This is a genomic window from Nocardia sp. NRRL S-836 (assembly GCF_001279525.1).
In the GTDB taxonomy this organism is placed as follows: Bacteria; Actinomycetota; Actinomycetes; order Mycobacteriales; family Pseudonocardiaceae; genus Lentzea.
This window is the reverse complement of record NZ_LGDY01000047.1, coordinates 1-25,774: the sequence shown is the minus strand read 5'-3', so window position 1 is coordinate 25,774 and position 25,774 is coordinate 1. Positions and strand designations below refer to the sequence as shown.

The window sequence follows — 25,774 nt, the reverse complement described above, 5'->3', positions numbered from 1 at the left end:
GGCCGACAGCCGGGTGCGCCACTGGAATTACGCCGACCCGGCACTGGACCGCCTCGGGCGCGACTGGCATTTCTCGCAGAACGACCACAGGCTGATCTCCGGTCTGTTGAACGACTACGTCGCGAAGCTGGGGCCGGTGTGGTGAGAGTTCAACACCCGATCCGCATGGTCGCCAGCGCGATGTCGTCCATCCAGAGGTCGTAGGCGCCGTCGTTGGGCTGGTAGAGCTGCCAGCCGAACTTGACCGAGTCGAAGCGTGGGAACACGAAGTCCACGGGGTTTCCGCCGTGCTCGTGCGTCGACACGGTCAGGTCCGGCTGGTGGACGCCGTCGAACCAGAGGTTGATCCGGTTGTCGGTGGCGTCCATCCGCCACTCGAGGCACTGCTAGACGTCATCGCGGGACGGGGCGGACTCGCGCCAGTTCGTCCAGTCGCCGGTCGGTCCGCTGTCGGCACCGACACCCCACAGCGCACGGGCCGCGGTGGGTACGTACCGGCCGCCCAGCGGCCGCACGACCTCTGGACCTTGGCCGGTGGCCTCGACGAGGGTGTAGTGGGCCCAGTCGGGCCTGCGTGGAAAGGCGTCGGTTCGGAGCCGGAGCCTGCCGTAGAAGCTGTTTTCAGGAGGCGAGAAGTCCTCCACCCGGAGGAACGCGCGGCCATTGCGTTCGGTGTGCACGTGCAGAACCCGTTGACCGCGTGCGGCCTTCTCCACGGTGAGGGTGCCGTGACTGGTGTCGACGCCCCACCTGAGGCTCGTCGCGCCGCCGAGGGGCACGGACTGGAAGTCCTCGCAGAACAGCATCTTGTGTCGCGCGCATCCGGATGGTGCGTGCGCTGCGGCGACTGGTGCGAGGACCGCGGCGAGAGACAAAACCATGATTGAAGAGAACGCTTTCCGCAGGACATGCCTGCAACTTAGAAGAGCAGGACGCCCTTGAGGATCGAGGTTTCCCCGACTTCGCCGAGTCCGAGTCGAAGCGAACGTCGAATCGACGGAATCGTTGCGTCACCGAGACTTCGTACTCCACAGCGCGATCCATGAGAAGCGCGGCGACCGCGCTCGTCCTCGTCCTTACGACTGCTCTTCCGAGCTCTGCGCGTGCGGCGGCGTGGGAGGACGTGATCGGGGCCTGCTTCCTTCGCAAGCTACGGCGCATTGGAGTTGGAGTGGAGCTACCGTTACCGTCAGGCTCCGACCACGACGGCACCGCCCGCATGTGCGGGAGCACTACCGACCACAACCACGTGTCGTTGTCGGGCGAGCAATAGTCAAAACCTGTGGATGAAGATCTTTCAGGCTGCGGTGGGTGGTGCGTGTTCGTCGGGTCGTTCGACGGGTTTGCCGTTCTCGAAGCGGGCGCCGGCGCGGACGAGGGCGACCAGTTGTGTACACAGTGGAGTCTCCTCCACCAAATGCCTGGAGGTAGCTCCCGCCCTACTTTCTGGCCCAGAAGACTGCGGGCTCCAAGGCACGACAGGTAGCAGCACCGCTGCAACCTCATGTAGCCCTCGGCGCCGAGGGTGGAGTTAACTCTCATAAGGATCGGCCGGTCAGCCGGATCGTCGAGAAGCCGCAGAGCTTCTAGATTTTTGCCATGGTCAAACAGCAGATTTCCCTGCGCCGCAAGGCGATCACTCCCATTTCCGCGGTCCTTCTCAGCGCGTCCCTCGTGGCATGCGCCACGCCGACCAACGCGAGCGGTACGTCGGCCACCGCTTCCACATCCATGCCGAGTACGCCGGCCGCGTCGGAGACGCGCAAGGTGACCAACGCCGAGCACGAGCTGGTCTTCCACGTCATCGATGGCAAGTCGCCCGCCCTGGTGCTCGACGCGGGCGGCGGCCTGAGCTCGTTGTACTGGAAGGACCTGGCGCCGCGGCTGGCGAAGGCCACCGGTTCGAAGGTCGTCACCTACGACCGGGCAGGCGAGGGCGAGAGCGAGGAGGTGTCGGGGCCGTGGCGGGTGGAGAACGCGGTATCGGACCTGGAAGCCGGTCTCAAGGAGTTGGGGGTGACCAAGGACGTCGTCCTGGTCTCGCACTCGATCGCGGGTGAGGTCGCCACCAACTTCGTCACCAAGAACCCCGGCTGGGTGTCCGGGGCCGTCCTCGTCGACGCGAACGTGCCCGACTTCTTCACCGACGAGATGCTGACCGCGTTCGCCCCGATGGTGGAAGAACAGCGAACCGCGCTGCTGGCGCAGCCCTCGACCAAGAAGAACCGCCAACTGCTCGCCGTGATGGTCGACTACGCCCCTGCCCACCGCGTCTTCCACAAGCTGTCCTGGCCGAAGGATGTGCCGGTGACCGCGATCGTCGCCTCCCAGACCCCGTTCGCGGACTCTCCCGCTGCGGCGGAACTCTGGCGGGACGGCCAGGCCCGCTTCGCGCAGGCCGGACCGAATCGGAAGCACGTGGTCGCCGAGAACACCTCGCACGAGGGCATCGTCACCGAACGCCCGGACATCATCACCGACGCGGTCGACGACGTGCTGAAGACCATCCGCTGACTACACAACAGGCGGGAACAAGACGCGGTCTTGAACCGGGTGAGGCCTCCGGGCCTGGTGTGGCTCGCGACATCCACATCACTCCGGAGACCTCACCGTCTCCCATTCCCGAAAGCCGGGGCACGGGCATTTCCTCGTCGGTCTTCGACCTCATGATCTAGCAGGAGGAACGACATGAAGAACACGATCACCGGTCGTGCCACGGGTAAGCAGGCCCTGATCGGCGCCACAGTGATCGGTGCGCTGGTCGCCGTCAGCGCGTGCACGCCGACGAACACGGGGCAGAACGGAGCCGGTGCCGCGATATCCGACATCGCGGTGTCCAGCACCCCGGCATCCGGTGGACCGGCTTACGGTAAGAGCGACCTGCAGACTGCTGTCGACGACCTGCCGACTTTGGAGGACGTGCTCGCCCATGAGTGCCGGGTATCCGCAGCCTGCTGGTGGGCGCTGGATCCGGTCGAGGTCATCCGGGCCCACATCGTGGCGGCGAGCAGAGCGAACGTAGTCATGATCACGATGCCCTCCGGGAACCCACATTCCTCACCCACGTGGTGTTCATCGGCGGCAACGACCTCGCCGTCTGCTTCGTTCCGCGCGACGACGGGCCGCTCGCCGAGTTCCTCGCGATGTCCCCAGGCGATCCCGTGACGGTGGAGGACGTCATCTCGGGTCACCTGCAGATGATCGCCCGAGCGCAAGACCGCGGGGCGAAATCTGCGCCGCCACGATGGCGCCGTACGAGGGTGACGACGTCTTCAGCCCGGAAGGCGATGCCGCGAGCCAAGCGGTCAACGATTGGATCCGGACCAGCGGTGCCGTCGTCGCGGTGCTCGACTTCGACGCCGTGTGGCGTGACCCGGCACGGCCGAGCCGGATCCGGGACGACCTGCACGCGGGCGACCACCTGCACAGCAATGACGTCGGCTACCAGGCCCTCGCCGACTCCATCGACCTGTCGCTGTTCAACTGAAGGAGCTCTCGCATGCGTGACGTTGTGATCGTGGGCGGTGGCCCGGTGGGCCTGTTCCTGGCTTGTGAGCTCGGTCTTGCCGGCTGCAAGGTGCTGGTGCTCGAACGGGAGCCGGACCCGCGCACCGCCTGGAAGGCACTCCCCCTCGGGATGCGCGGCCTGAACGCGGGATCCGTCGAGGCGTTCTACCGCCGGGGCCTGCTATCCGCCTTGGGCGTCCCCGACGATCCGCACACCTCTCCGCGCAACCTGAGCCATTTCGCCGGCATGACGCTCGATCCGGCGAAGGTCGACGTCGCCACGTTGCCCAGCCCGGCGCTGGAGGGGGTGATGACGAGCCTCGAAGCGGTCGAGGCGGTCCTGTCCGAGCGGGCCTCCTCACTCGGCGTGCGGATCGCGCGTGGCGTGGTGGTCGACGCCGTCGTGCAGGACGACGAAGGCGTGCAAGCGAGAGCGGGCGAGCAGGTCTACCCGGCTCGCTGGCTCGTCGGTTGTGACGGCGGCCGCAGCGCGGTGCGTAGTCTGGGGGGTTTCGAGTTCGTCGGCACAAGGCCGCAGCTGACCGGTTACTCCGCTCTCACCACGATCGCTGACCCGGAGAAGCTGAACGGCGGCTTCACCCTGACGCCGCGGGGGATGTACCTGCGGACGCCGATCGAGGGACACATCGGCATCATGGACTTCGACGGCGGCGTGTTCGACCGCTCGCAACCGCCGACACGCGAACACCTGCAGGAGGTACTGCGCTGGGTCTCCGGCACCGACGTGACGCTGAGCGAGGTCCACCGGGCCTCCAGCTTCACCGACCGCGCGATGCAGACGACCACCTACCGGCAGGGGCGGGTGCTGCTCGCCGGCGACGCCGCGCACATCCACTTGCCACTCGGCGGGCAAGGACTCAACCTGGGCATCGGCGACGCGATGAACCTCGGGTGGAAGCTGGCCGCGACCGTGCACGGGCACGCCCCGGAAGGCCTCCTGGACACCTATACCGGCGAACGCCACCCGGTCGGCGCGCGCGTGCTCGACTGGTCGCGGGCCCAGGTTGCAGTCATGCGGCCAGGCTCGCACGCCCCGGCCTTGCAGAAGCTGATCCGTGCCTTGCTCGAGACCGGCGACGGGACGACCCACGTGTTCGAGCAGACGTCCGGACTGTCGAACCGGTACGACCTGGGCCGCGATCATTCGCTGGTCGGCCGGAACACCCCGGATTTCCGACTAGAGGACGGCACTCGCCTGGGAGAGCTGCTCGTCGAAGGGCAGGGTGTTCTGCTCGACTTCCGCGGTGAGCTGGAAGGTATCGCGCGGGGGTGGAAGGGCCGAATCCTTCATGTGGCGGGGAAAGCTCAGGACGACCTCGGGCTCGACGCCGTGCTGGTCCGGCCAGACGGCGTCGTGGCCTGGGCCGGCGAGCCTGGGCAGTTCGAGCGAGTCGCCGACCGCTGGTTCGGTACGCCCGCTGCTGTCGGTGCTCCGATGAACGAAACCGCACACTCAACCACGGTCCAAGGGAAAGACCACCAAGAGCGACGATGAGGAAGCCGGCCCTGCTGCCACCAAACCAGGCCCGGTAGCCGTTCACCGGTGCAGGCTGTGGGTATCAAGGTCGTGTGCCGCAGTGAGGGTGCTGCTGAGCTTCGGGTGGTAGTTGGTCACGGGCTGGGTATAGGCCGGTGTCTGTTGTGGTGGTCTTCGTAGGTTGTGAGGACTTGACGCACATGGGCCTCTCCAAGATCGGGATGTGGTCGAGGGCTTCGCAGCGGAGGGCCTTCGGGTTCACGACCGTGCTCAGCACCAGGCACGAGCTGCAGCTGCGGGGCACCGATGCCGGCGCGCCGTGCGTGCTCATCCGCAAGGTCCTCGGTCGAAATTCCTCGGGCCGGCGTTCCTGGCCGCGACCCCAGGCGACGTCCTGCGGCTGGCGGAAGCCACCGGACGGCCGGTCGCCAGGCTGCCCGACACACTGGGCGGTGTCGTCGTCGACCTGCCCGACCCGAGCGGCCTGCGCGTCCGGGTCGTCTCGGACACCCACGAGCTGCCCGCCCTGCCGCCGCAGGACCCGCACGTGCTCAACCTCGGCCACGAGGTCCGGCGAGTCAACGCCACGCAACGCCCGCCTCGGGCCCCGGCGCTGGCGCAGCGGCTCGGGCACGTTGTGCTGCAGACGACCCGCTACCGCGAGGCGCTGGACTGATACCTGGAATACCTGGGCCTAATCGTCAGCGACTTCATGTACTACCCGGGGCAGCGCGAGCGCGGACCGGTGATGAGCTTCATCCGATGCGACCGGGGTGCCACCCCGGTTGCACCGGCACACGTTGGCCATGGTGCTCGGCCCGGCCAACCGGTACGTGCACTCGGCTTACCAGGTCGCCGACCTCGACGCGCTGGCCGCGGGCGGGGAGTACCTGCGCGAGCACCGCTACCACCACTCGTGGGGCATCGGGCGGCACGTCGAGGGCAGCCAGCTGTTCGACTACTGGCGTGATCCGGACGGGTTCCTGGTCGAGCACTTCAGCGACGGCGACCTGTTCGACAACACCCTGGAACCCGGCTGGGCGCCGTTGACCGCCTCCGGGCTGGCCCAGTGGGGGCCGCCCGCCACCGCCGATTTCCTCGACGTCAAGCCCAGCAAGGAGTCCCTACGCGAACTACGTGCGGTGTTCTCCGCGCTGCGCGAAGACAACGAATTCGACGCCCGTCGCTTGCTGGACCTGCTGAAAGTGATTCGCTCATGAGCCTGACCGTCCTGCGTACCGCCGACGCCTGGTACGCCGCCACCCCGTCGGGGCGGCGAAGATTCCCACGGCCGCGACGACCACCGCCGACCTGCTCGATGACCGTACGGCGATCACCGCCGCGGCCAGCTCCTCGGACACCGTGCCGGTGGCCTCGCTCGACCTGGTCTCCCCGGTCACCGCGCCCTGCCGCGTGGTCGCCCAGATGACCAACTTCGCCTCGCACGTCACCGATGCCGGGATGGATCCGAAGACCGTGCCGTTGACGTTCTTCCGCAAGGCGTCCGGGGCGATCAGCGGCCCGTTCGATGACGTCGTCCGGCCGGCGCACGTGACGCTGCTCGACTACGAGGTGGAGATCGGGCTGGTCATCGGCCGCGAGATCCCGGTCGGCAGCGAGATCGCCACCGTGGGCGAGTACGTCGCGGGTCTGGTGGTGACCAATGACGTGTCAGCCCGCGACATCCAGTTGCCCCAGACCCAGTTCTACGAGGCCAAGTCGTACCCGACGTTCACCCCGGTCGGGCCTGCCCTCGTGCTCCTGGACGCCGACGAGCTGAAGCGGTTCGCCGACCTTCGGCTGCGGCTTTCGGTCAACGGTTCGGTGCGCCAGAACTCGGTGGTAGGCGAGGACATGATCTACCGTCCGCTCGAAGCCCTGCGGTCCTTGACGCGGTTCCAGCGGCTGGATCCCGGCGATCTGGTGCTGACCGGGACCCCGGCCGGCACCGCGCTGTCCGCACCGCCGAAGGTCTTCGAGAAGATCGCCGCGCTGCTGCCGCCGGCACTGAAGTGGAAGCTGTTCTTTAAGCGCCAGGCGAAAAACCCGAAGTACCTGGCCGATGGCGACGTCGTCGAAGCGACGGTCACCACCGACGACGGCGCCCTCGATCTCGGCACCCAGCGCACGGTCGTGCGGTACCAGCGATGACCGACGCCGAAGGCCATCACCGTGCTCGACGCGCTGCCCGTGACCGATATCGGCAAGCCCTACAAGCTCACCCTGCGCGCCGACGCCACCCGCCGAGCGATCGCCGAGGCGCTCGCCCCGTTCAACGGGGTGACCGTCGACGCGGTGATCGAAGACGGAACCGTGGTCGCCATCGTCACGCTCATGTCCGAAGTGGACAAAACAAGGGTGACAGCCACCCTTTCCCGCTACACCGTTCCCTTCCGCCTGACATTCCAAGGAAACTCATGACCGCCTTGACCGTGCTGGCCGTCCTCGTGGCGTTCGTCTTCCTCCTCTTCGGCGCGGCCAAGCTGTTCGCGCTTGCGCCCATGCGGGAACGTGCTACGCACGCCGGGTTCTCCGTCGGCGCCTACCGCGTCATCGGCGCGCTGGAGATTGCTGGAGCCGCCGGGCTCCTGCTCGGCTTGGTCGTGCCGGTGCTCGGCTTCCTGGCCGGTGTCGGCCTGCTCCTCCTGCTCGCGGGCGCCCTTATCACGCACGTGCGCAACCGGGACCGAGGCCGCGACCTCGTGCCGGCGCTGGTCTGCGCGGCGCTCGTCGCCGGCTACCTCGTGGCCCTCGGGGTGTCGCCGTGAAGGTGCCCGTCGTCATCGTCGGCGCGGGCCCGACCGGGCTGACCGCCGCGGCGCTGCTCGGCCGACACAGTGTCGAGTGCCTGGTGCTCGAGCGGTGGGCGTCGGTCTACCCGCAGCCCCGTGCGGTGCACCTGGACGACGAGGTGCACCGCATCCCCGGGCGCCTCGGGCTGGCCGGGGAGTTCGCCGCCATCTCGTGGCCCTGCCACGGGCTGCGGCTGCTCGACCCGGACCTGCGGGTGCTGGCCGAGTTCCACCGGTCCCCGTGCGCCGGGCGCTACGGCTACCCGGAGGCGAACATGTTCGACCAGCCCGACCTGGAACACCTGCTCCGTGCCCACCTGGCGACGATCGACGCGGTCACCCTGCGCGGCAACACCGAGGTCACCGGTATCCGGCAGGACAGGACCGGCGTACAGGTCGAAGTGACCGACCGCGGCACCGGTGCGCGGGAGACGACCCACGCGGACTACGTGCTGGACTGCGACGGCGCCAACAGCCTCATCAGGTCGGCGATCGGCGTGGGTTCGCCGACCGCGACGACCAGACGGGTGTTGGCGTCGATGACCACCTGCATGTTCACCGAGTACCGATAGTTCTTGCTGGAGGCGGAGGTGCTCCGGTCGTGAGTGGGCACCAGCGTGCCGTCCACGATCAAGACCGTGTCCGGGCTGTGCTTGCGGGTCACCGGCGAGAGCGCCAGCAGCGGCGCCAGATGATCCACCACGCGGTTCGCGGCCGACTTGGAGATCCCGAACAGCAGCGCGACCTGCCGGAACGTCAGGTTTGTGCGGTAGTACACCGCCACAAGCAACACCCGATCTGCCAGCGACAAGCTCCACCGCCGACCGGTGCCGGTCTGCTCACCACCCCGAGCGGCCACGACCCGCACCAGCTTCCGAAACGTTCGCACCGGCAGGCCGGTGAACACCGGCACCCACTCCGGCCGATCCGCGCTGATCACCTGCTCCACGCCATGATCATCGATCTTGACCCGACGCCGTTACGGGACAACCTTTAGCAAGGCGCATCGTTGCAGGTCAGAAGTACTCTCCGCTTATTCGATCAAGCATCGGACAACCCACCTCGTGAAGGCGCGAAATTAGTAGGCGAGCTCTCCGATGCCGCCGTCGACGCGTAGTACGGTGCCGGCCGTGTAGGCGGACTCGTCCGAGGCGAGATAGACGGCTGCCTTCGCCAGTTCGGTGGCCGTTCCCAGGCGGTGGAGGGGCACGGTCCGGCGGAGTTCCTCGTAGATGGCGGCTTGGCGCTCGGGGCCGAGTGGCGCGAATGTATTGGTGATGGTCGGGCCTGGGCTTAGTCCGTTGACGCGGATGCCCCGGTCCTTCAATTCGTAGGTCAGTCCGCGGGTATAGGACAGCAGTCCTGCCTTGGCCGCGCCGTAGACGGTCGCGTTCTCGTGTCCGATGAAGGCGGAGACCGAACCGACGAGGATGACCGAGGATTGCGTTGAGAAGAGTGGCAGCAGGTCTCTGATGAGGAAGAACGGCGACTTGAGGTTCGTGGTGACGAGTCTGTCGAACGTCTCCTCGCTCCATTCCTCAATCGGGAGATGAGTGACGTCGGCGGCGTTGCTCATCAGGATGTCGAGTTTGGGCCATTCCGCGTGCAGCCTCGCTGCGAGCGCGGCTTGGCCAGGTACGTCGCCGGCGTCGCTGACGATGGTCAGCAGCGGCCCCTCCAGTTGTCGGGCGGCCTCGTCCAGCCTTTCCCGCGAGCGGCCGGTGATCGCGACGGACCCTCCCTCGGCGAGGAACTCACGGGCTGTTTCGAGGCCGATGCCGCTCGTTCCCCCTGTGATGAGTGCGTGCTTTCCGTCAAGACGACCCAATGAATTCATCTCCTTATTTGGCGCCAACGAGGCGCGGGGTTCGAAACGCTGACGGGCTGTCCCGGTCAGTGCGGCGCACCGTTCGGTGGGCAGCCGGTCTCGGCTCAGATCGCGGTTCGGCCACCGTCAGCGGCCACGGTCGCCCCGGTCACGTAACTGGATCGGTCGCCAGCGAGAAAAGCGATCACGTGTGCCACTTCGGTCGGGTCGGAGGTGCGCTTGAGCGCGGTGGTCAGGCCCATGCCACCCATATCCGGCCCCATCGCCGCGACCACCTTCGAGGTGCGCATCGGGCCCGGAACGACGGCGTTGACCCGCACGTTCGCCGGGGCGAACTCCGCCGCCCAGGTGCGAGTCAGCGATTCGACCGCCGCCTTGGTGGCGCCGTAGACAGCCATGCCCGGCATGCCGAGGCCGGCCGCGGTGGAGCTCACATTGACGATGCTGCCGCCGCCATTGGCGGCCATCTTCGGCGCGACGAGCGCGGTGAGCAGGAACGCCGCACGCACATTGACCGCGAAGGCGGCGTCGTAGCTTGCGATGTCCTGCTCGGTAGTCGGACTGAACGTCATGACGCTCGCATTGTTGATCAAGATGTCTACTGCTCCGGCGTCCTCGACCAGTTTTCGCACGGCCGCGGCGTCGGCCAGGTCGGCTGCGACGAAGCGCACCGTCCCGGCAGCGGATCCACCACCGGCCGCGCGAAGGTCGTCCACGACCGTGGCGCCGCGCTCGGGATCGGTGCCGGTGACGATCACATCGGCTCCCTGTGCGGCCAGGGCCCTGGCTGTTGCGTGCCCGAGTCCGCCGACTGCGCCGGACCCGGTGACCAGTGCCGTCCTGCCTGCCAATTCCATTGCTTCGCCCTTCGTGTCGACAGTGTCCCATCGACTTCTGTGTATTCGTTCAAGAAGTCGTACGACGGACGCTACGACTTCTTGAACGGACTGTCAAGAAGTCGTAGAGTCGGAGACGTGGCACGTACCGGACGCCCTCGCGAGTTCGACAAGGACAAGGCGCTGGAGCGCGCTCTCGAACTGTTCTGGTCCCGGGGATACGGGGCTACGTCGATCCAAGACCTGGTCGACGCACTGGCCGTCGAGCGCGGCAGCCTCTACGGAACATTCGGGGACAAGCGCAGTTTCTACCTCGACGCCGTCAGGCTTTACTGGGACGTGTATGAACGGCGCTTGACCGCCGCGCTTGGCACCACCCCGCTCCTACCGGCGCTTCGCGAGATCCTCAGCCATCCGGCGCGCCTGGACGAACTGATCTCCGACGTGGGGGCGCCGCACGGCTGCCTCGTCGGCAACACGACCGCCGAACTCGTGCCGCACGACAGCGAAGCCACGGAAGTGGTCGCCCGCTCGTATCGCCGGTTCACCGACATCGTCGCCGACGCACTGCGCCGCGCACAGGCCGCTGGGGAAGTCACCGACAGCGCCCGTCCCGATGCCCAGGCCCAGCTGCTGCTGTACGTCGTCCAAGGCCTCTCGCTCGTATCGAGGGCAGGTCTCGACAGGAAGGCGGCCCTGGCTGCGGTCGACACCGTGATCAACGGCTTGCGGGCGTGACCGGGCACGACCAGATGGGAGTCGACGAACGCGACCTTCATCGCTGCGGACGGTCCAGCTCCGCCGCGAAGAAACTGGCCGCTGACCTCAAGATCTAATTCGCCCGCCGCAGCTCACGGTTCTCCCGCTCCAGCTGCGCGAGCCGCTCCGCATCGCTGCTCGTGGTGCCCGGCCGGTCCCCGGCGTCGATCTCCGCGCGCTTGACCCAGGTCCGCAGCGCCTCGGGGTGGATCCCGAGCTGCTCGGCGATCCGCTTGATCGCCCCAGTCGCGGACACCGGGTCCAGGCGCGCCTCCACGGCCATCCGGGTCGCCCGCTCACGCAGCTCGTCTGGGTACTTCTTCGGTGGGGCCATCGCTCCTCATCATCCAGGCTTGATGGTCTCCATCAACCCGGTACGGAACAATTTGGCTGTGGGCCGGATCGAGGGTCACCTGCCTCGACGCGCGTACGCCCGTGGGTGTCGCGGGTGGGGATGCCACGTTCGCGCAGCTTGTTCAGCACAGTTGTGTGGTTGACGCCCAGGTGATCGCCGACTCGCGCCAGGGACCAGCCAAGGTTGTAGAGGTGGACGGCATCGTCGACCTGGTCGGGCGAGAGGCCGCGCCGACGCATCGGCACACCGTACCGGTGAAGGATGTTGCTGACCGTTCGCCGTTCGATGCCGAACCGGTCGCCGAGTTCGTAGACCGTCGCACCGGACCGGTAGTCGGCAATCAGCTGCTCGACTTGCTCGGTGCCGAGTTGCCGGGCGCGGCCGGGGCGGTCGCGTTTGATCGACGGCGGCTCGGGTGTGTCGAGGCTGGGGAGCTTCTCGCGGAGCTCTTCCAGGGTCCCGACCTGGTCTTTTGTGTTCGAGTAAGGACCCCTAACCTCCACAATTTGATACGACATGCGAATCGCCCACTGACCTGCGCACACAGGTTCAGTGGGCGATCTTGCTTATCTGTCCCAAGTGGACGATGGTATCCCCAACTGGAGCAAAACTGGAGCACGGCCCCGATCTGGGCGAAATAGGGTCACGTGTTTTGCTCCAGATCCCGTCACCGGGTCGGGTGGTCGCCCACAGATCTTCTGCTCGCCCGCAGACGTGTCGGTGATGCCGCCTGGCATAAACGCCCATGGCGCGCCCTGTGCTTGCCGAAAATGTCGTTCGTGCAGGTCAGGCGGCGTGGTGGTATTCGTTGAGGATGTCGCCCAGTCGTTGCCGTTGGCAGGTGCCGAGTCGGGTGAGGGTCGCTTGGTCGGTGACGGCTGGTGGCAGTGTGCGCCGTGGGCTGGCGTTGGCGATGCCTTGGTGGAGGCGGTGGGTGTTGTAGTACTCCTCGTATTCGCGCAGGGCGTGGAGTAGGTGTGGTCGGTTCCAGATGAGGGTGCGGTCGAGAAGTTCGCGACGGCAGCTGTGAATCCAGCGTTCCATGATCGCGTTCATGCGTGGTATCCGGATGCCGCTGAGGACGACCTTGATGCCCGCGTCGGCGAGGACGGCGTCGAACAGGGCGGGAAACTTGCCGTCGTGGTCGCGGATCAGGAATCGCGCGTGTTGGCCCTCGTCTTCGAGATCCATGACGAGGTTTCTGGCGGCTTGGGTGACCCAGGACGCGGTCGGGTGCGCGGTAGCGCCCAGAACCCTGCTTCGGCGGCTGGCGTGCTCGATGACCGCGGGCACGTACAGGCGGGTGCCGCTCAACGTATAGGTCTCGAAGAAGTCGCAGGCCAGTAGAGCATCGGCCTGTGAGCGGAGGAAGGCCGACCAGGTCGTCGTGCTCCTCGAGCTCCGGTCGTCTGGAGGTGTTCCGGCGTGTGTCGGGACAGGGCCAGCGGGGGTTGGACGGGGCATGCTTCGCTCGCGAGCCGGTAAACCGGAGGGCGCAACGCTGCGGGACATCCTCGTTGAAGGCTCGGCAGTATCTGCCCAGGTTCGAATCCTCGGTGGGACTACCAAAGGATGGGAACAGGGCTGACCAGCGACTTTACGTCGGCAGTCTCGTGGTTGAGTGCCGGATCGGGCTTTCTTCTCCGGATTGACGGGCTGTAGCGGGACCGAGCGGTCCCACCCAGGTCTGAGTAGGCGACCAACTGTCGGGGCGGCTTGTAATCGCCCCGTTTGCTTACCAAGCAGGCGGAGCGATTACAAGCTGGAGGTGTATCTCGACTACCTGACGAGACCCGCTCACGGGTCACGGAGGGAGTGCACCATGAGTGCCGAGGGACAGACCACGGTGGTCGATGTCGATCTCGATGAGGGCATCGATCAGGCGCAGCGCGAGCGTCGTCGTAAAAGGCGTACACGGTCATGGTGCGTACGTCGGCCGGGTTCGAGGCCCGGTTTCGGGTCCATCCGAATGAGCGGCTGGAGAAGCTGGCCGACGGCACAACGGTGCCGTTGGGTCCCGTCGGTGACGTTGCGTGAGGCTGGTGTGGCGAAGGGCACCGTCGTGTGTTCTGGTGGTCGCTGACCCGGAGGTGGACGGATGACCACGCATCCGGCGTTGCGTGCTGTGCTCCTCGACGGAGCTGCAGGTCGCGCGTGCTCCTCGCAAGCACGACCATCCGACCGAAAATCGGGCACGTTCGCCGTCGACGCCCGCATCTGCGGCGTATGGCGCGGGTGTGCGCCCTTACGATGCGGGGCCGAGTCCGTCGCGCAGCGCGGTGAACAGCCGCTCGAGACGCACGCCGTGGTCCTGCACGATGGTGTTCGTCGGTTCGCCTGCGATGCAGCGGCGTGCGGTCTCCACCAGCATCGCGCTGTAGCCGGCGACGAAGAACGCGGCGAGCAATCTTCCGTCGCCCTTGAAGACCGGGTCGCGTTCGAGTTCCTCGGCCAGCGTTTCCTGGAGTTCGTATGCGATGGCTCGCGCGCGTGCGACAAGTGCGGGGGACTCCGCGACGGTCCGGAAGAACGGCACGGAGCGGTCGGAGACGCCGGAGAGCGGGTGTCGAGTGTTGACGAGGTGGAGGCTCGTATCCCGCAGGGACGTCAGTACGTCAACGCCCAGCGCGCGGTCGCGGACAGTCGAGCGCAGCAGATCGGTTGCGTCGGTCGCGCGGTCCATGAAGAGGTCCTCCTTGCGTGGGAAGTGGTTGAAGACCGTCACGCTCGAGACGCCGGCCTCCCGCGCGATCTCGGCGACGGTGACGGCTTCGTACCCTCGCTCGAAGAACAACCGGTTCGCGACCTCCAGGATCCGTGCGCGCGTCCGCGGTCCGCCGCGCTCGCTGGTTCTGGGCATCCGTCCCACTCTCTCTTGTGCGACTAAATTTAGTAAGTTAATCTAGTGCTCTGTCCAACTTCGTGCAACACCATTGTCGACGCCACCCCAGCGAGTCGCGTCGATCGAGGGGGTCGAGTCATGAGCGAGCGAACGTTCCCCGCTCCGTGCACGGTCAGTGAGCAGGCGCGGGCCTGGCTCGCCGTCGAGGGCGGTGAGCTGTCCTATCCGGCCGCCGGGGACACCGGGGCGTGGCTGGCGATGGCCGAGCAGGCGAATCGGTCCACGGTCCGGCGGTTCCCGGTCGTCGAACTGCCGGTCCGCGTCGAGGATCTCGACGTGGACGGCGCCACGGTGTACACTGCGCGGCCCCACAGAGTCGAGGAGAAGGCGGACGAGCCGGTCTTCCTCTGGATGCACCCCGGAGGGCTCCTGGTCGGCGGCGGGGACGCGTGCCGCACGACGACGGCCAGGACCGCGTTGTCCATGGGAGTGCTCACGTGGGGCCTGGACTACCGGCTGCCACCACTGCATCCGTACCCCGCCGCGGTTGACGACGCGATCGCTGTGTACCGGCGCCTGTTGCGGGACCGCGGTCCGTCGCGGGTGTTCGTCGGAGGCGACTCCGCGGGCGGGAACATCGCCGCGGCCCTCCTGCTGCGTGTCAAGGACGCCGGGCTGCCGATGCCCGCGGCCCTGGTCCTCAACAGTCCGCAGGTCGACCTCACCGAGGCGGGCGACACCTTCCAGACTCTGGCCGGCGTGGACAACGTGCTCCGCAGCTTGCAAGCGACCAACGCCCTCTACGCGGCAGGGGCCGACCTGCGGGATCCGTATCTCTCCCCGGTCCTGGGTGACCTGTCCGGCTTCCCGCCCACGTTCCTGCGGAGCGGCACCCGCGACCTGTTCCTCTCCAACACCGTCCGCATGCACCGCGCCCTGCGCGGCGCTGGCGTGGAGGCCGAACTGCACGTGTTCGAGGCCATGCCGCACGGCGGATTCGGAGGCGACACCCCGGAGGACCGGGAGGCCACGGCCGAACAGCGTCACTTCCTTGACAAGCACGGCCTCGACAAGCACGGCCTCGACAAGCACGGCCTCGACAAGCACGGCCTCGACAAGCACGGCGCCTGACGGCACCGCGCTCCGGCAGCAACCGTTCGAGAGAAGAGGGACTCATGAAGGCGGTCGGGTTCAGCCAGTTCGGGGGCCCGGAGGTCCTCCAGATCGTGGACCTCCCGGATCCACATCCGGGTCGCGGTGAGGTGCGGATCGCGGTGCGCGCCGCCGGGGTCAACGCGAGCGACTGGAAGAAGCGTCAGGGTCTGATGGACCAGGAGCTCCCGCAGATCATGGGCCACGAAGCGGCGGGCATTGTCGACGAGCTCGGTACGGGTGTCACCGGTGTCACCGTCGGTGACCGCGTGTTCGGGTTATCCGCCGTCAGTGGTGCTCAGGCGGAACTGACGGTGCTGTCCTGCTACGCCCCCATCCCGCCGTCGCTCGGTTTCGCCGAGGCCGCCGCGCTCCCGGCCGCGATCGAGACGGCGACACGTGTCCTCGACCAGCTGGGCGTCGCCGGCGGCGTCACGGTGTTCATCAACGGCGCCTCCGGAAGCGTCGGCAGCGCCGCCGTCCAGCTTGCCGTGGTCCGGGGCGCACGCGTGATCGGCACCGGCAGCCCGGCCACCCACGATTTCCTGCGCTCGCTTGGTGCCGAACCCGTCGCCTACGGCCCCGGGATGGTGGAGCGGGTCCGTGCACTCACTCCCGACGGGGTCGACCTCGCGCTCGACGTGGCCGGGAGCGGCGTCCTGCCGGAACTCATCGCACTCGCCGGTGGTCCGGAGCAGGTGATCACCCTTGCTGACTTCGCTGGAGCCCAGCGCCACGGGGTGCGGTTCAGTCGAGGTGACGCGGGTCGTGCGCTCTCCGTCATCGCCCAGATCGGCGAGCTGATCGAGTCCGGCCGATTCTCACTCCCCGTCGGGCGAACGTTTCCCCTGACCGAGGTGGCGCAGGCGCATCGCGTCGGCGAGGCGGGTCTCGTGCGCGGAAAACTCGTGCTGCTCGTCGACTGACGCCGCCCGCGTCTTCAGCTCGAAAACCCAGGTCGCAAAAGGACAGTCAGGCGGCCTGGATCATCGCGCCATGAACACGAATCTCTGCGAAAGGCCGTTGTGAATCCTGGCTTGTCAACGACCGCGTCCGCCCGATCGGATCCCCGGAACGCGCCCTCGAAGAGCCGGTGGATGGCCCTCGTCGTCCTCAGTGTCGCCCAGTTGATGGACATCCTGGATTCCACCATCGTGAACATCGCACTGCCGACCGCACAGCGCGACTTGGGATTTCCCGCTGACTACCGGCAGTGGGTGCTGACCGGGTACGCACTCGCGTTCGGGAGCCTCCTGCTGCTCGGCGGCCGGGTGTCGGACTTCTTCGGACGCAAGCGGCTGTTCCTCATCGGCGTCGGCGGATTCGCTGTCGCGTCGGCGTTCGGCGGTGCCGCCGGGGACTTCGGGATGCTGCTGGCCGCACGGATCGCCCAGGGTGTGTTCGCCGCGATGCTCGCACCAGCGGCGTTGTCGCTGCTGTCGGTCACGTTCGCCGACGACGCGAAGGAACGCGGCCGCGCGTTCGGGATCTTCGGCGCGATCTCGGGTGCCGGTGGGGCACTCGGGCTGCTGCTGGGCGGCGTCCTCACCCAGGGTCTGTCGTGGCGGTGGTGCCTCTACGTGAACCTGATCTTCGCAGCGGTCGCCTTCGTCGGCGGCATGGCCTTCCTCCACGATGGCGATCGACCGGAGCGGGTCCGGCCCGACATCGCGGGCACGGTCACGGTGGTGCTCGGCCTGATCGGCATCGTCTACGGCCTGGGCACTGCTGAAACGCGCGGCTGGAACGACATCTGGACGATCGGCCCGGTGATCGCGGGCGTCGCGCTCGTCGCAGTCTTCGTGCTGATCGAACGCCGTACCAAGCACCCATTGCTGCCGCTGCGGGTGATCCTGGACCGTGTCCGCGGGACGGCGTACTTGTCACTCGGGATTTCCGGGATCGGGATGTTCGCCGTCTTCCTGTTCCTCACCTACTACCTGGCGATCACGCTGGGATTCACCCCGCTGCAGACCGGAATGGCGTTTCTCCCGATGATCGGTTCGGTGATGACGGGAGCGGTCTTCTCCGGTGCGGTGCTCCTGCCGCGCACCGGCCCCCGGCCGCTTGTCCCGGCCGGCTGTGTCCTGTCCGCGATCGGCATGGCGATACTCACCGGCATCCACGCTGATTCCAGCTACGCCGGAGCCGTGCTGCCGGCCCTGCTCGTCACGGGCATCGGATTCGGACTGATCTTCGGTCCGGTGCAGAACGCCGCGACCAGCGGAGTCCGGTCGCACGATGCGGGAGTGGCGTCCGCCATGGTGACCACCGCCCAGCAGATCGGTGGTTCCATCGGGACGGCGGTGTTCAGTTCACTCGCCACGACGGCGACCGCGAAGTACCTCTCGACCCACGCCGCGACTGCGGCACAGCCGACGACGATTACCGAGGCGACCCTCGCCGGCTACCACCTCGTCTTCTGGATCGCAGCAGCGATCTTCCTGAGCAGCGCCGTCCTGGCCGCGCTTCTCTTCCGAAGCGGTCCCCTCCCGCTGCCGGTCGACTCAGCCGCGGTGAACTCACCAAACGAACCTTAGGAACACGTACATGACCATCACCCTCCGTCCAGGAAACACCGTGCTGTTCACCGGAGATTCCATTACCGACCTCCGGCAACCGGTCGACGCCGCGACGGTCGCCAGGTCCGGACCGGGTGGGTACCGCCGCTCGACCACGACACGCAGGTCGCGCAACACCACGGCCTGGCTGCTGCGGGTCTGCACCAGCACCGTCACCTCGTGTCCGCTGACGGGGATGTGCTCACTGGTGGACCGGTCCACCACCATCTGCTCGGCGGGCACCTCGACGGTGACCACGAGCGGGTTGGTGATGTGCTGGTACGCCGCCGTCGACCCGGACTTGAGCGAGTCCTTGAGCAACCCGGCCGCGATCGCCCCCGTCCCGGCCGCGAGCCATCCCCACCCGGTCCCGACCGCTGCGGCGATCCCGACACTGGCACCGGCCACCACCACGACAACCGCCACCACGACGGCAACCCGCCCGCGTCTTGAACGAGGCACCAGTGAACGCATGACTTCCTTTCGGACTCACGACTCGCCGTCGCGGCAAGCGAAAGGTTCGCAGCAATGCGCAATCGATGAGAGCAGCTCGCGCCAAGGCCCGGAGCCCGGCGCGGAGCAGCCAGCGTCGGACATCGCCCACCCCCTTGCACGACATCCTGCCGAGTCGGCGGCGGGCAGCGGAGCGCGTACGGGCGGGCTTCACCCGAACGCCTTAAAGCAAGCTGTTCATCATGGTCGGCTCGGCGGACGACGAGTCGAATGGATCAGTGAGCCCTGGCGCGGTGCCTGGAAGCCGCCGATCGTCTGCCCGAGCAGTTCGGCCAGCCGCAGCGGGGTGCGGTCCTTGGACAAACGGACCGATGAGCAGCACTCCCACTGGCAGGCCCTCGGGTGGAAACCACCCTCGCACGATACGAACGCGCCGACCAGCACGAACGAAAGACACTTACGTGATCCCAGATCCGTCGATCTGTGCGTCGCGGTGTGTCCGCGTCTTGGGCCAGCCAAATTAAGCAAGTCGGAGTCATGGTGGAGCCCTACCCTGAAGGTATGACTTCCCCAGCAGGCGGCTTCCAAGATCGTCTAACTGGTCGTCCGCGATATTGTTGAGTACAGAGCGGTTTGTACTTGACTTTGCGCGGATGGCCCGATCGGCAACTGCTATAGACGTAGTGAGACATGTCGGAGGTTTCGGACCTGATGTTCGAGCACGTCGTCCGCGGTGTCCCGGTGGTGCGGGAGGGCGGCCTGGTGGGCATCGTGAGGCGGCGCGGCCTGCTCAGGTCGATCAGCCGGGCCGACTGGATCGTCGAGGTCGAGATCTCGCACCGGTGGTCCGTGTCGGTCACCGGTAGCAGGGTGTCCATTGTGGACATGATGTGTTCCGTAACGGTGTTGAGTGCACCTTCTACATCCACGAACTCGCCCTCGACCTTCAAGTTGGCGAATGCCAGGAGCACGTAGCTCAGCTGCAACACCTCATGCGCATCGCGAACTGGAAGGCGATCAACATACTGATCGTGCCCGCTGCGGCGCGCGCACATGCGGGGATCGCAGGACCGTTCACGCAGCTCACCTTCCCGAAGTTTCAGACGTTGGTGTGGCTGGAGGCGGAGAACTCCAGCCTGTTCGTCGAGGAAGAGCGCGCGGTCGAGGGCTACGAGGCGGTCGTCAAAGCACTCGGCGCCGTCAGCTTGGACGAAGACAGGTCGATGGAGCTGATTGCCCGCCTACAGGAGATCAACGAGACCAGAGAAGCGCAGCACAGGGAAGAGGACAACTCCTTCCCACCTTCATGAGCCCGCCACACCGAGAAGAGAGCGAACACCGTGATGAACGAGGGTGAGACACGCGAGCTGGAAGCCACCGCCGTCCGGGCCGTGGCACTGCAGCTAAACGAAGCGATGGAGGAGGGACGACATCAGGGACGCAAACTCAGTCGGCAGATCCAGTTCGAGGTCGACCAACTCGTCCGGTTCGGACCGAGTCACCTTCCTGTGCCGTCGGTATTGGTGATCCTCGCCGTGCTCGTGGTTGGCGGCACGGCAGGATTCCTGTGGGCGGTGGCAGACCGGAACTGGGCGACCTGTGCCCTCTTCGTGGTTCTCATGGCCCTCGGTGTGTTCCTGCTGGATCAGGTCCGACTGCTGCAGCGGAGAGAAGACGCGCTCAAGGCCGGGCTGTATGCCGCTGCAACGAAGCAGAACCCACTTGACGTGGACGAGTCCGCGCCGGGCGAAGCCGAGCACTGAGACGGAAAGCCCACTATGCCAAAGGATTTTCGCGCCACCACGCTTGAGCGAGCTGTAGGACGGCTGCTGGCCGGATGGCGAAACGAACGCGGTCTGAGCCTCACGGAGGGCGGTCAGCGGGTGGGCTTCAGCAGCGCCAAGCTGTCCATGATGGAGAACGCGGCGCAGCCTTCAGCACCCGTCGACATCATGGCATCGGGGTACGTCTACAAGGTGCCCACGCCTGAGTGGCAAGTCGTGATGGTCCGCGCACAACATGCCGCGAGTAGGAGAACAGGCATGTGGCCGGAGCCGATCACCCTCGATCCGGCGGAGGACCTCCCGCTTCTCGCTGCTGAAGCATCGCGGCTGCGGACGTTCACCACTGACACCGTGCCCAGTGTCTTCCAGCTCGCCGAGTACACGGCCGCGACGGCTCAACAGGATGATCCGACGAAGGCCGCACCCCTGTCATGCTTGCGGGAGGTGTGGACAACGCGGCTGGACAATGACCCGCTCATCGTCGAGGCGGTGTTCCCGGAGGCAGTGCTGCGCAGAGCCGTGGGCGGTCGACGTGTGATGAGGGCACAGCTACTGCACCTCATGGAGGTGAGCGAGCGGCCGGATGTGAGCGTGCGTGTGCTATCGGATCTGGCAGGTGCCTATCCCGCCATGGGCTGCCCGTTCACGTGGCTGAGCTTCCCGCGCCGGCAGCACGACGACGTGGTCTACATCGAGACGTTCCTGCGTTCTGAATACGTTGAGGACCAGCCCCTGGTGGCGCGAGTCGCGGAACGTTTCTGCGCGTTGTCGACGTTGGCGTTGTAGGAAGGCGAATCGATGAACCTCATCGCTGAGGCGGCCGCACGGCTCTAAGTAACCAGTTCAAAATGAGCTGGCGTGTCGGCTTTGCCTGTGGGACAGGACATTCCAAGATCACGACGTGCGTGAGGAGGTCTTGACCGACGAGCTGCGGGCTCTGCTGGAACCGTTGATCCGATGTCCCCAAGGCGCTTCCGCTACCCAGGTCGCAGACGTGCCGACGACCGTGCCGCGCTGGAAGGCATTCTCTGCACAATGCGCACGGGCATCGGCTGGAACCGGCTGCCCACCGCCTTGTTCGGCGCGTCGGGTTCGACGTGCTGGCGGCGGTTGACCGAATGGCACGAGGCCGGCGTCTGGCAGCGGCTGCTCGCCGAACTGCGCGCCGCGGGGCTACTGGACTTGTCCGCAGCCCTGGTCGACTCCACCCACCTGCGCGCCCTCAAAGGGGGGCCCACACCGGACCGAGCCCGGTCGACCGCCGCAAACCCGGTTCCAAGCACCACCTGATCACCGACGCGAACGGTATCCCGCTGACCGTCACGCTGACCGGCGGGCACCGCAACGGCGTCACCCAGCTGATCCCGCTCATCGACGCGATCCCGCCGATCCGCGGCGTGGTCGGCAAACCGCGTCGCCGGCCCCGGCGGATCTACGCCGACCGCGGCCACGACCACGACAAGTACCGCCGCCTGGTCCGCGCCCGCGGCATCACACCCGTCATCGCCCGCCGGGGCGTCGACCACGGCTCCGGCCTGGGCACAGTCCGCTGGCCGGTCGAACGCACCTTCGCCTGGCTCACAGGCTTCCGACGACTCCACATCCGCACCGAACGACGAGCCGACGTCCATCAGGCCATGCTCAGCCTTGCCTGCTCGATCATCTTCCTGCGCAAACTCATTTTGAACTGATCACTAAGTGCCACGGGGAGACCGGCGTGGTGCCCGCTCTCTTGGAGCGCCACGACCAAGTGCACGACTGTCGATCGAGTTTGTGCGTGGGGCGGCCTGTTCTAGCAGGAGCTCCGTTGCCTGTTTCAACCGCCTTGACAGCAAGCCCACGCCGCTGACTACGTGGCGTTGGTACTAGCCCAGGTCGAACTGCGGACCGGAGCAAGTTCCGGTTGGAACCTCGACGAACCAGCCTTGATGTGGTTACGGTGTGCAGCGGGGAAATCACGCACTGCTATCTCATCGGGGTGGAATCTTTCATGGGGGAAACCGGCCTGCACCGGCACTTGACCGTGTCCGCCGGGACCGCGCTCGCCGTCGGCGCGGTGCTCGGACCGAGTGTGCTGGTGCTGCCGGCGTTGACCGCACGGACCGCGGGACCGGCCGCGCTCGTCGCGTGGGGGGCCATGTCGTTGTTCGGGCTGGTGTTAGCAGTGGCGCTGGGCCGGGCCGGGGCGCGCATCCCGGACGCCGGAGGCATCGTCGCCTACGTCTCGCACGCCTTCGGGCCTCGGTCCGCCCGTGTTTGCGGCTGGTGGTTCCTCGCCTCGGTGCCGCTGTCCGTGCCGGTGATCGCGCTGGTCGGCGCGCATTACGTGACGTCGTACTTCGGCCTGCCTGACGCTGCCGCCTCGGTGTTGGCCCTGGTGCTGTTGTTCGTGTCGCTGTGGCTCAACCTGCGGGGGCTGAAGGCGTCCGCGGCGGTGCAAACTGGGGCTGTGGCCGCCGTGGGTGCGGTGATCGCGGCGATCTCCGTCGCCGGACTGCCCGATGTGCGGTCCCGGTTCCTGACGCCGTTTGTGCCGAACGGGTGGGTGGCGGTCGGAGCGGCCGCTCTGCTGATCTTCTGGTCCTACATCGGGTTCGAGATGGTCGTGCATCTGGCGGAGGACTTCCGCCGCCCCGGACGCGATCTGCCGCTCAGCATGGGCATCGCGTCGGTAGTGCTCTCGGTGCTGTACTGCGCGGCGGCGTTCGTGACCATAGGCACCGGCGCGTACCTGCAGGGCAACGGGCTGGCGCCGATGAGCGTGGTCGCCGCGTCCGCGTTCGGCCGGACGGCGGGGGTGGCGACGGCGGTGTTCGCGCTGGCGTGCGCGTTCGTGGCCGTGCACACGAATATCGCGGGCTTCTCCCGCCTTCTGTACGCCCAGGCGCGCGTGGGCGAGCTACCGAAAGCGTTGGCGCGGTTACACTCCCGGCACCGCACGCCGTGGGTCGCGTTGGCGTGCCTGGGAGTCTTCTTCGCGCTGGTGCTGCTCGTGGACGCACTGCTGCGACCTGATCTCGGGGAACTGCTGGGGTGGCCGAGCGCCACGTTCCTCGTGCTGTACCTGGCGGGCACCGCGGCCGCTGTGAAGGTGCTGCCACCCGACGACATCGGCCGTGTCTGCGCCGTGGTCGCGTTTCTGGGGTGCCTGCTGGTGCTGCCGTTCGGCGGGTGGGCGTTGCTGTACCCGCTCGCCGTGCTGCTGCTCGCAACCACACTGAGAAGGGGAATCAGTTGAGTCTGGTCGAGTTCGACGGTGAGCACCTCGACATCGCGGGCATCCGTGCCGTCGCGGAGCTGGGGCAGGAGTGCGCGGTCGCACCGGCCGCGCTCGCGAAGGCGGCCAAGAGCCGCGCGATGTTCGAGGACATCGCCCGGCAGAACATCCCGATCTACGGCGTGACCACCGGCTACGGCGAAATGATCTACATGCGCGTCGACGTGGCGAAGGAGGTGGAACTGCAGACGAACCTGGTGCGCAGCCACAGCGCGGGCGTCGGCCCGCTGTTCGCCGTCGACGAGGCACGCGCGATCGTCGCGGCACGGCTGAACGCGCTGGCAAAGGGGTATTCGGCGGTGCGGCCGGAAGTGCTGCAGCGCTTGGCGTTGTACCTCAACTCCGACATCACGCCCGCCATCCCGGAGATCGGCTCGCTCGGCGCGAGCGGTGACCTCGCGCCGCTCGCCCACGTGGCGAGCACGGTCATCGGTGAGGGCTACGTGCTGCGCGACGGCAAGCCCGTGTCGACCGCGGAGGTGTTGCGGGCCAAGGGCATCAAGCCGCTGGAGCTGCGCTTCAAGGAGGGTCTGGCACTGATAAACGGCACGTCCGCGATGACCGGCCTCGGCTCGCTGGTCGTGGCGCGGGCACTGGAACAGGTGCGGCAGGCGGAGATCGTGACCGCGCTGATGATCGAGGCGTTGCGCGGCTCCACCAGCCCGTTCCTGTCCGAGGGTCACGACATCGCTCGCCCGCACCCCGGCCAGATCGCCTCGGCCGCGAACCTGCGGGCGTTGCTCGCGGGCAGCTTGTTGACCGTCGAGCACGCCGACCTGCGGCGCGAGCTGGAGGAGGAGCACGACGGCAAGGACGTGCAGCGCACGGAGGTCTACCTGCAGAAGGCGTACACCATGCGCGCCATCCCGCAGGTGGCCGGCGCGGTGCGGGACACGTTGCACGACGCCGTGCGCAAGCTGGAGATCGAGCTCAACTCGTCGAACGACAACCCGTTGTTCTTCGAGGGCAGGGAGATCTTCCACGGCGCCAACTTCCACGGCCAGCCGATCGCGTTTGCCATGGACTACGTGACGATCGCGTTGACGCAGCTGGGTGTGCTGTCCGAACGGCAGACGAACCGGCTGTTGAACAGGCACCTCAACTACGGCCTGCCGGAGTTCCTCGTCGCCGGCGATCCGGGTCTGAACAGCGGGTTCGCCGGGGCGCAGTACCCGGCCACGGCGCTGGTCGCGGAGAACAGGACGATCGGCCCCGCGTCCACGCAAAGCGTGCCGTCCAACGGGGACAACCAGGACATCGTCAGCATGGGCCTGATCTCGGCACGCAACGCCCGCCGCGTGCTGTCCAACAACACCCGGATTCTCGCCGTGCAGTACCTGGCGGCCGCGCAGGCCGTGGACGTGGCGGAGCGGCGATCCGGGCTGAGTCCGCAGTCTGCGGCCACGTACTCGAAGGTCCGGTCGTTGGTGCCTACTTTGGCTGAGGACCGGTTCATGGCGGACGACATCGAGGTCGTCGCCGCTGCTGTCGCGGCGGGTGAGTTCGTGTCCGCTGTCGGGGTGGAGCTCAACTAATCGGCTTTACACCCCGGGGACGATCAGCACGTGATGGTGGTGGACCACGTGCTGATCGTCGACGTCGAGGCGACCACTACCAGATCCGTTCCCGGCGGGCGTGGTACGCCCACATCACCCTGTCCATGCTCGCCCACGCCTGGCTCGCAGTCACGCGATCCCTTGTGGAAAAAGGGAAGCCAGCGTCAGCACAAGCATGATCGGCTTCACGTTACCCGAGAGCCGACGATTGTTGATCAACCTGATCCCGCGACCCGCGGCCAGCGCCGAGCACGTCTGGGCTTGGTCGTGCTGGCGTCGACGACGTCAACACCAAGCCCGCCTCAGCCACTACAAACGACAAGACTATCCACTCACATAAGTGCCGTTGCAGTATTCGGGGTGTTGGTAAGGTAGTCGACGGCGTCGGCGGTGACGAAGTCGAGATCGCTGAGGTTCCCCCGGCAGCTCGGAGACTTTCAAGCATGGTCCGATAAAACCTGAAGGAAGTGGTCCCTGGCAGCACCGACGAAGTACCCCGACGAGCTGAAGGCTCGCGCAGTCCGGCTGTATCGAGAGTCTGATCCAAGCCGGTGATCCGGCGGCTGGCCGAGCA

Annotated in this window: 25 protein-coding genes and 7 pseudogenes; 22 read left to right on the top strand and 10 right to left on the bottom strand. The window is 66.9% G+C overall.

Annotation, left to right across the window (positions count from 1 at the left end):
• The first annotated feature begins 13 nt into the window (after nt 1-13).
• Nucleotides 14-145: a hypothetical protein gene (locus ADL03_RS50155; protein ID WP_255353336.1), complete on the top strand. Its 132-nt coding sequence runs from the start codon at nt 14-16 to the stop codon at nt 143-145.
• A 4-nt stretch (nt 146-149) separates the two neighbouring features.
• Here the strand turns inward: ADL03_RS50155 and ADL03_RS48195 are convergent.
• Nucleotides 150-374 (bottom strand): annotated as a pseudogene (locus ADL03_RS48195) (hypothetical protein); the annotation flags it as partial.
• Nucleotides 375-386: 12 nt separating this feature from the next.
• Nucleotides 387-806, bottom strand: a complete 420-nt coding sequence (locus tag ADL03_RS48190; protein ID WP_197288142.1) for a hypothetical protein — start codon at nt 804-806, stop codon at nt 387-389.
• 793 nt (nt 807-1,599) lie between these two features.
• Between ADL03_RS48190 and ADL03_RS06395 the strand changes: the two genes are divergently transcribed.
• The 9 genes and pseudogenes from ADL03_RS06395 to ADL03_RS06355 form a co-directional block, all read left to right on the top strand.
• Entirely contained in the window at nt 1,600-2,514 is a 915-nt protein-coding gene (locus tag ADL03_RS06395; protein WP_063798494.1) for an alpha/beta fold hydrolase, read from the top strand.
• A 174-nt stretch (nt 2,515-2,688) separates the two neighbouring features.
• Entirely contained in the window at nt 2,689-3,165 is a 477-nt protein-coding gene (locus ADL03_RS46595) for a hypothetical protein (protein WP_157528118.1), read from the top strand.
• 79 nt (nt 3,166-3,244) lie between these two features.
• Nucleotides 3,245-3,487 (top strand): hypothetical protein, encoded by a 243-nt coding sequence (locus tag ADL03_RS06385; RefSeq protein ID WP_053732426.1) that lies wholly within the window; start codon nt 3,245-3,247, stop codon nt 3,485-3,487.
• Between the two features lie 12 nt (nt 3,488-3,499).
• Entirely contained in the window at nt 3,500-5,023 is a 1,524-nt protein-coding gene (locus tag ADL03_RS06380) for an FAD-dependent monooxygenase (RefSeq protein WP_053732425.1), read from the top strand.
• Between the two features lie 182 nt (nt 5,024-5,205).
• Nucleotides 5,206-6,225, top strand: a pseudogene (locus tag ADL03_RS06375) (VOC family protein).
• Nucleotides 6,222-7,156, top strand: a pseudogene (locus ADL03_RS06370) (fumarylacetoacetate hydrolase family protein). The pseudogenes ADL03_RS06375 and ADL03_RS06370 overlap by 4 nt, the downstream one beginning before the upstream one ends.
• A gap of 21 nt (nt 7,157-7,177) precedes the next feature.
• Entirely contained in the window at nt 7,178-7,426 is a 249-nt protein-coding gene (locus ADL03_RS06365) for a hypothetical protein (protein ID WP_053732424.1), read from the top strand.
• A complete protein-coding gene (locus ADL03_RS06360) occupies nt 7,423-7,773 on the top strand; it encodes a DoxX family protein (protein WP_053732423.1) in 351 nt (116 codons plus the stop codon). The genes ADL03_RS06365 and ADL03_RS06360 overlap by 4 nt, the downstream gene beginning before the upstream one ends.
• A 2-nt stretch (nt 7,774-7,775) precedes the next feature.
• Nucleotides 7,776-8,291, top strand: a pseudogene (locus tag ADL03_RS06355) (FAD-dependent monooxygenase); the annotation flags it as partial.
• Here the strand turns inward: ADL03_RS06355 and ADL03_RS49390 are convergent.
• The 3 genes and pseudogenes from ADL03_RS49390 to ADL03_RS06345 form a co-directional block, all read right to left on the bottom strand.
• Nucleotides 8,291-8,746, bottom strand: a pseudogene (locus tag ADL03_RS49390) (transposase family protein); the annotation flags it as partial. The pseudogenes ADL03_RS06355 and ADL03_RS49390 overlap by 1 nt on opposite strands.
• A 129-nt stretch (nt 8,747-8,875) precedes the next feature.
• Nucleotides 8,876-9,634: an SDR family oxidoreductase gene (locus tag ADL03_RS06350; protein ID WP_197288141.1), complete on the bottom strand. Its 759-nt coding sequence runs from the start codon at nt 9,632-9,634 to the stop codon at nt 8,876-8,878.
• 95 nt (nt 9,635-9,729) lie between these two features.
• A complete protein-coding gene (locus ADL03_RS06345) occupies nt 9,730-10,482 on the bottom strand; it encodes an SDR family NAD(P)-dependent oxidoreductase (RefSeq protein WP_053732420.1) in 753 nt (250 codons plus the stop codon).
• Between the two features lie 117 nt (nt 10,483-10,599).
• Here ADL03_RS06345 and ADL03_RS06340 point away from each other — a divergent pair, with 117 nt between their 5' ends.
• Nucleotides 10,600-11,199: a TetR/AcrR family transcriptional regulator gene (locus ADL03_RS06340; protein WP_053732419.1), complete on the top strand. Its 600-nt coding sequence runs from the start codon at nt 10,600-10,602 to the stop codon at nt 11,197-11,199.
• A 94-nt stretch (nt 11,200-11,293) separates the two neighbouring features.
• On the opposite strand, the gene ADL03_RS06335 is transcribed toward ADL03_RS06340, so the two are convergent.
• The 4 genes from ADL03_RS06335 to ADL03_RS06320 form a co-directional block, all read right to left on the bottom strand.
• Nucleotides 11,294-11,554 (bottom strand): transposase, encoded by a 261-nt coding sequence (locus ADL03_RS06335; protein WP_053732418.1) that lies wholly within the window; start codon nt 11,552-11,554, stop codon nt 11,294-11,296.
• A 32-nt stretch (nt 11,555-11,586) separates the two neighbouring features.
• Entirely contained in the window at nt 11,587-12,093 is a 507-nt protein-coding gene (locus ADL03_RS06330) for a helix-turn-helix domain-containing protein (RefSeq protein ID WP_197288140.1), read from the bottom strand.
• A 268-nt stretch (nt 12,094-12,361) separates the two neighbouring features.
• The gene (locus ADL03_RS06325; protein ID WP_197288139.1) at nt 12,362-12,889 is read right to left on the bottom strand and encodes an integrase core domain-containing protein; all 528 of its coding nucleotides are present in this window, start codon (nt 12,887-12,889) and stop codon (nt 12,362-12,364) included.
• A gap of 931 nt (nt 12,890-13,820) precedes the next feature.
• Nucleotides 13,821-14,435, bottom strand: a complete 615-nt coding sequence (locus ADL03_RS06320; protein ID WP_053732417.1) for a TetR/AcrR family transcriptional regulator — start codon at nt 14,433-14,435, stop codon at nt 13,821-13,823.
• 120 nt (nt 14,436-14,555) lie between these two features.
• Here ADL03_RS06320 and ADL03_RS06315 point away from each other — a divergent pair, with 120 nt between their 5' ends.
• The 3 genes from ADL03_RS06315 to ADL03_RS06305 all read left to right on the top strand — a co-directional run bounded on the left by ADL03_RS06315 (nt 14,556) and on the right by ADL03_RS06305 (nt 18,109).
• Nucleotides 14,556-15,548 (top strand): alpha/beta hydrolase, encoded by a 993-nt coding sequence (locus ADL03_RS06315; RefSeq protein WP_197288138.1) that lies wholly within the window; start codon nt 14,556-14,558, stop codon nt 15,546-15,548.
• Between the two features lie 44 nt (nt 15,549-15,592).
• Nucleotides 15,593-16,495 (top strand): NADP-dependent oxidoreductase, encoded by a 903-nt coding sequence (locus ADL03_RS06310; RefSeq protein WP_053732416.1) that lies wholly within the window; start codon nt 15,593-15,595, stop codon nt 16,493-16,495.
• Between the two features lie 171 nt (nt 16,496-16,666).
• Complete coding sequence (locus ADL03_RS06305; protein WP_082372924.1) at nt 16,667-18,109, top strand: MFS transporter; 1,443 nt, start codon at nt 16,667-16,669, stop codon at nt 18,107-18,109.
• Here ADL03_RS06305 and ADL03_RS06300 read toward each other — a convergent pair.
• Nucleotides 18,092-18,559, bottom strand: coding sequence for a hypothetical protein (locus ADL03_RS06300; RefSeq protein WP_053732414.1), 468 nt, complete (start codon nt 18,557-18,559; stop codon nt 18,092-18,094). The two genes, ADL03_RS06305 and ADL03_RS06300, sit on opposite strands and share 18 nt — an antisense overlap.
• Before the next feature lie 714 nt (nt 18,560-19,273).
• On the opposite strand from ADL03_RS06300, the gene ADL03_RS06295 reads away from it, so the two are divergent.
• The 8 genes and pseudogenes from ADL03_RS06295 to ADL03_RS46590 form a co-directional block, all read left to right on the top strand.
• Nucleotides 19,274-19,558 (top strand): CBS domain-containing protein, encoded by a 285-nt coding sequence (locus tag ADL03_RS06295; RefSeq protein WP_053732413.1) that lies wholly within the window; start codon nt 19,274-19,276, stop codon nt 19,556-19,558.
• Nucleotides 19,474-19,893 (top strand): Scr1 family TA system antitoxin-like transcriptional regulator, encoded by a 420-nt coding sequence (locus ADL03_RS06290; protein ID WP_231641570.1) that lies wholly within the window; start codon nt 19,474-19,476, stop codon nt 19,891-19,893. Before ADL03_RS06295 ends, ADL03_RS06290 begins: the two co-directional genes overlap by 85 nt.
• Before the next feature lie 33 nt (nt 19,894-19,926).
• Nucleotides 19,927-20,346, top strand: a complete 420-nt coding sequence (locus ADL03_RS06285) for a hypothetical protein (protein ID WP_157528115.1) — start codon at nt 19,927-19,929, stop codon at nt 20,344-20,346.
• Nucleotides 20,347-20,361: 15 nt separating this feature from the next.
• Complete coding sequence (locus ADL03_RS06280) at nt 20,362-21,153, top strand: helix-turn-helix transcriptional regulator (protein WP_157528112.1); 792 nt, start codon at nt 20,362-20,364, stop codon at nt 21,151-21,153.
• Between the two features lie 115 nt (nt 21,154-21,268).
• Nucleotides 21,269-22,058, top strand: a pseudogene (locus ADL03_RS06275) (IS5 family transposase).
• A 299-nt stretch (nt 22,059-22,357) separates the two neighbouring features.
• Nucleotides 22,358-23,605, top strand: a complete 1,248-nt coding sequence (locus ADL03_RS06270) for an APC family permease (RefSeq protein WP_053732409.1) — start codon at nt 22,358-22,360, stop codon at nt 23,603-23,605.
• A complete protein-coding gene (gene cmdF / locus ADL03_RS06265; protein ID WP_053732408.1) occupies nt 23,602-25,179 on the top strand; it encodes a tyrosine 2,3-aminomutase in 1,578 nt (525 codons plus the stop codon). Before ADL03_RS06270 ends, cmdF begins: the two co-directional genes overlap by 4 nt.
• Before the next feature lie 71 nt (nt 25,180-25,250).
• A pseudogene (locus ADL03_RS46590) lies at nt 25,251-25,379 on the top strand (IS701 family transposase); the annotation flags it as partial.
• Between the last annotated feature and the right edge of the window lie 395 nt (nt 25,380-25,774).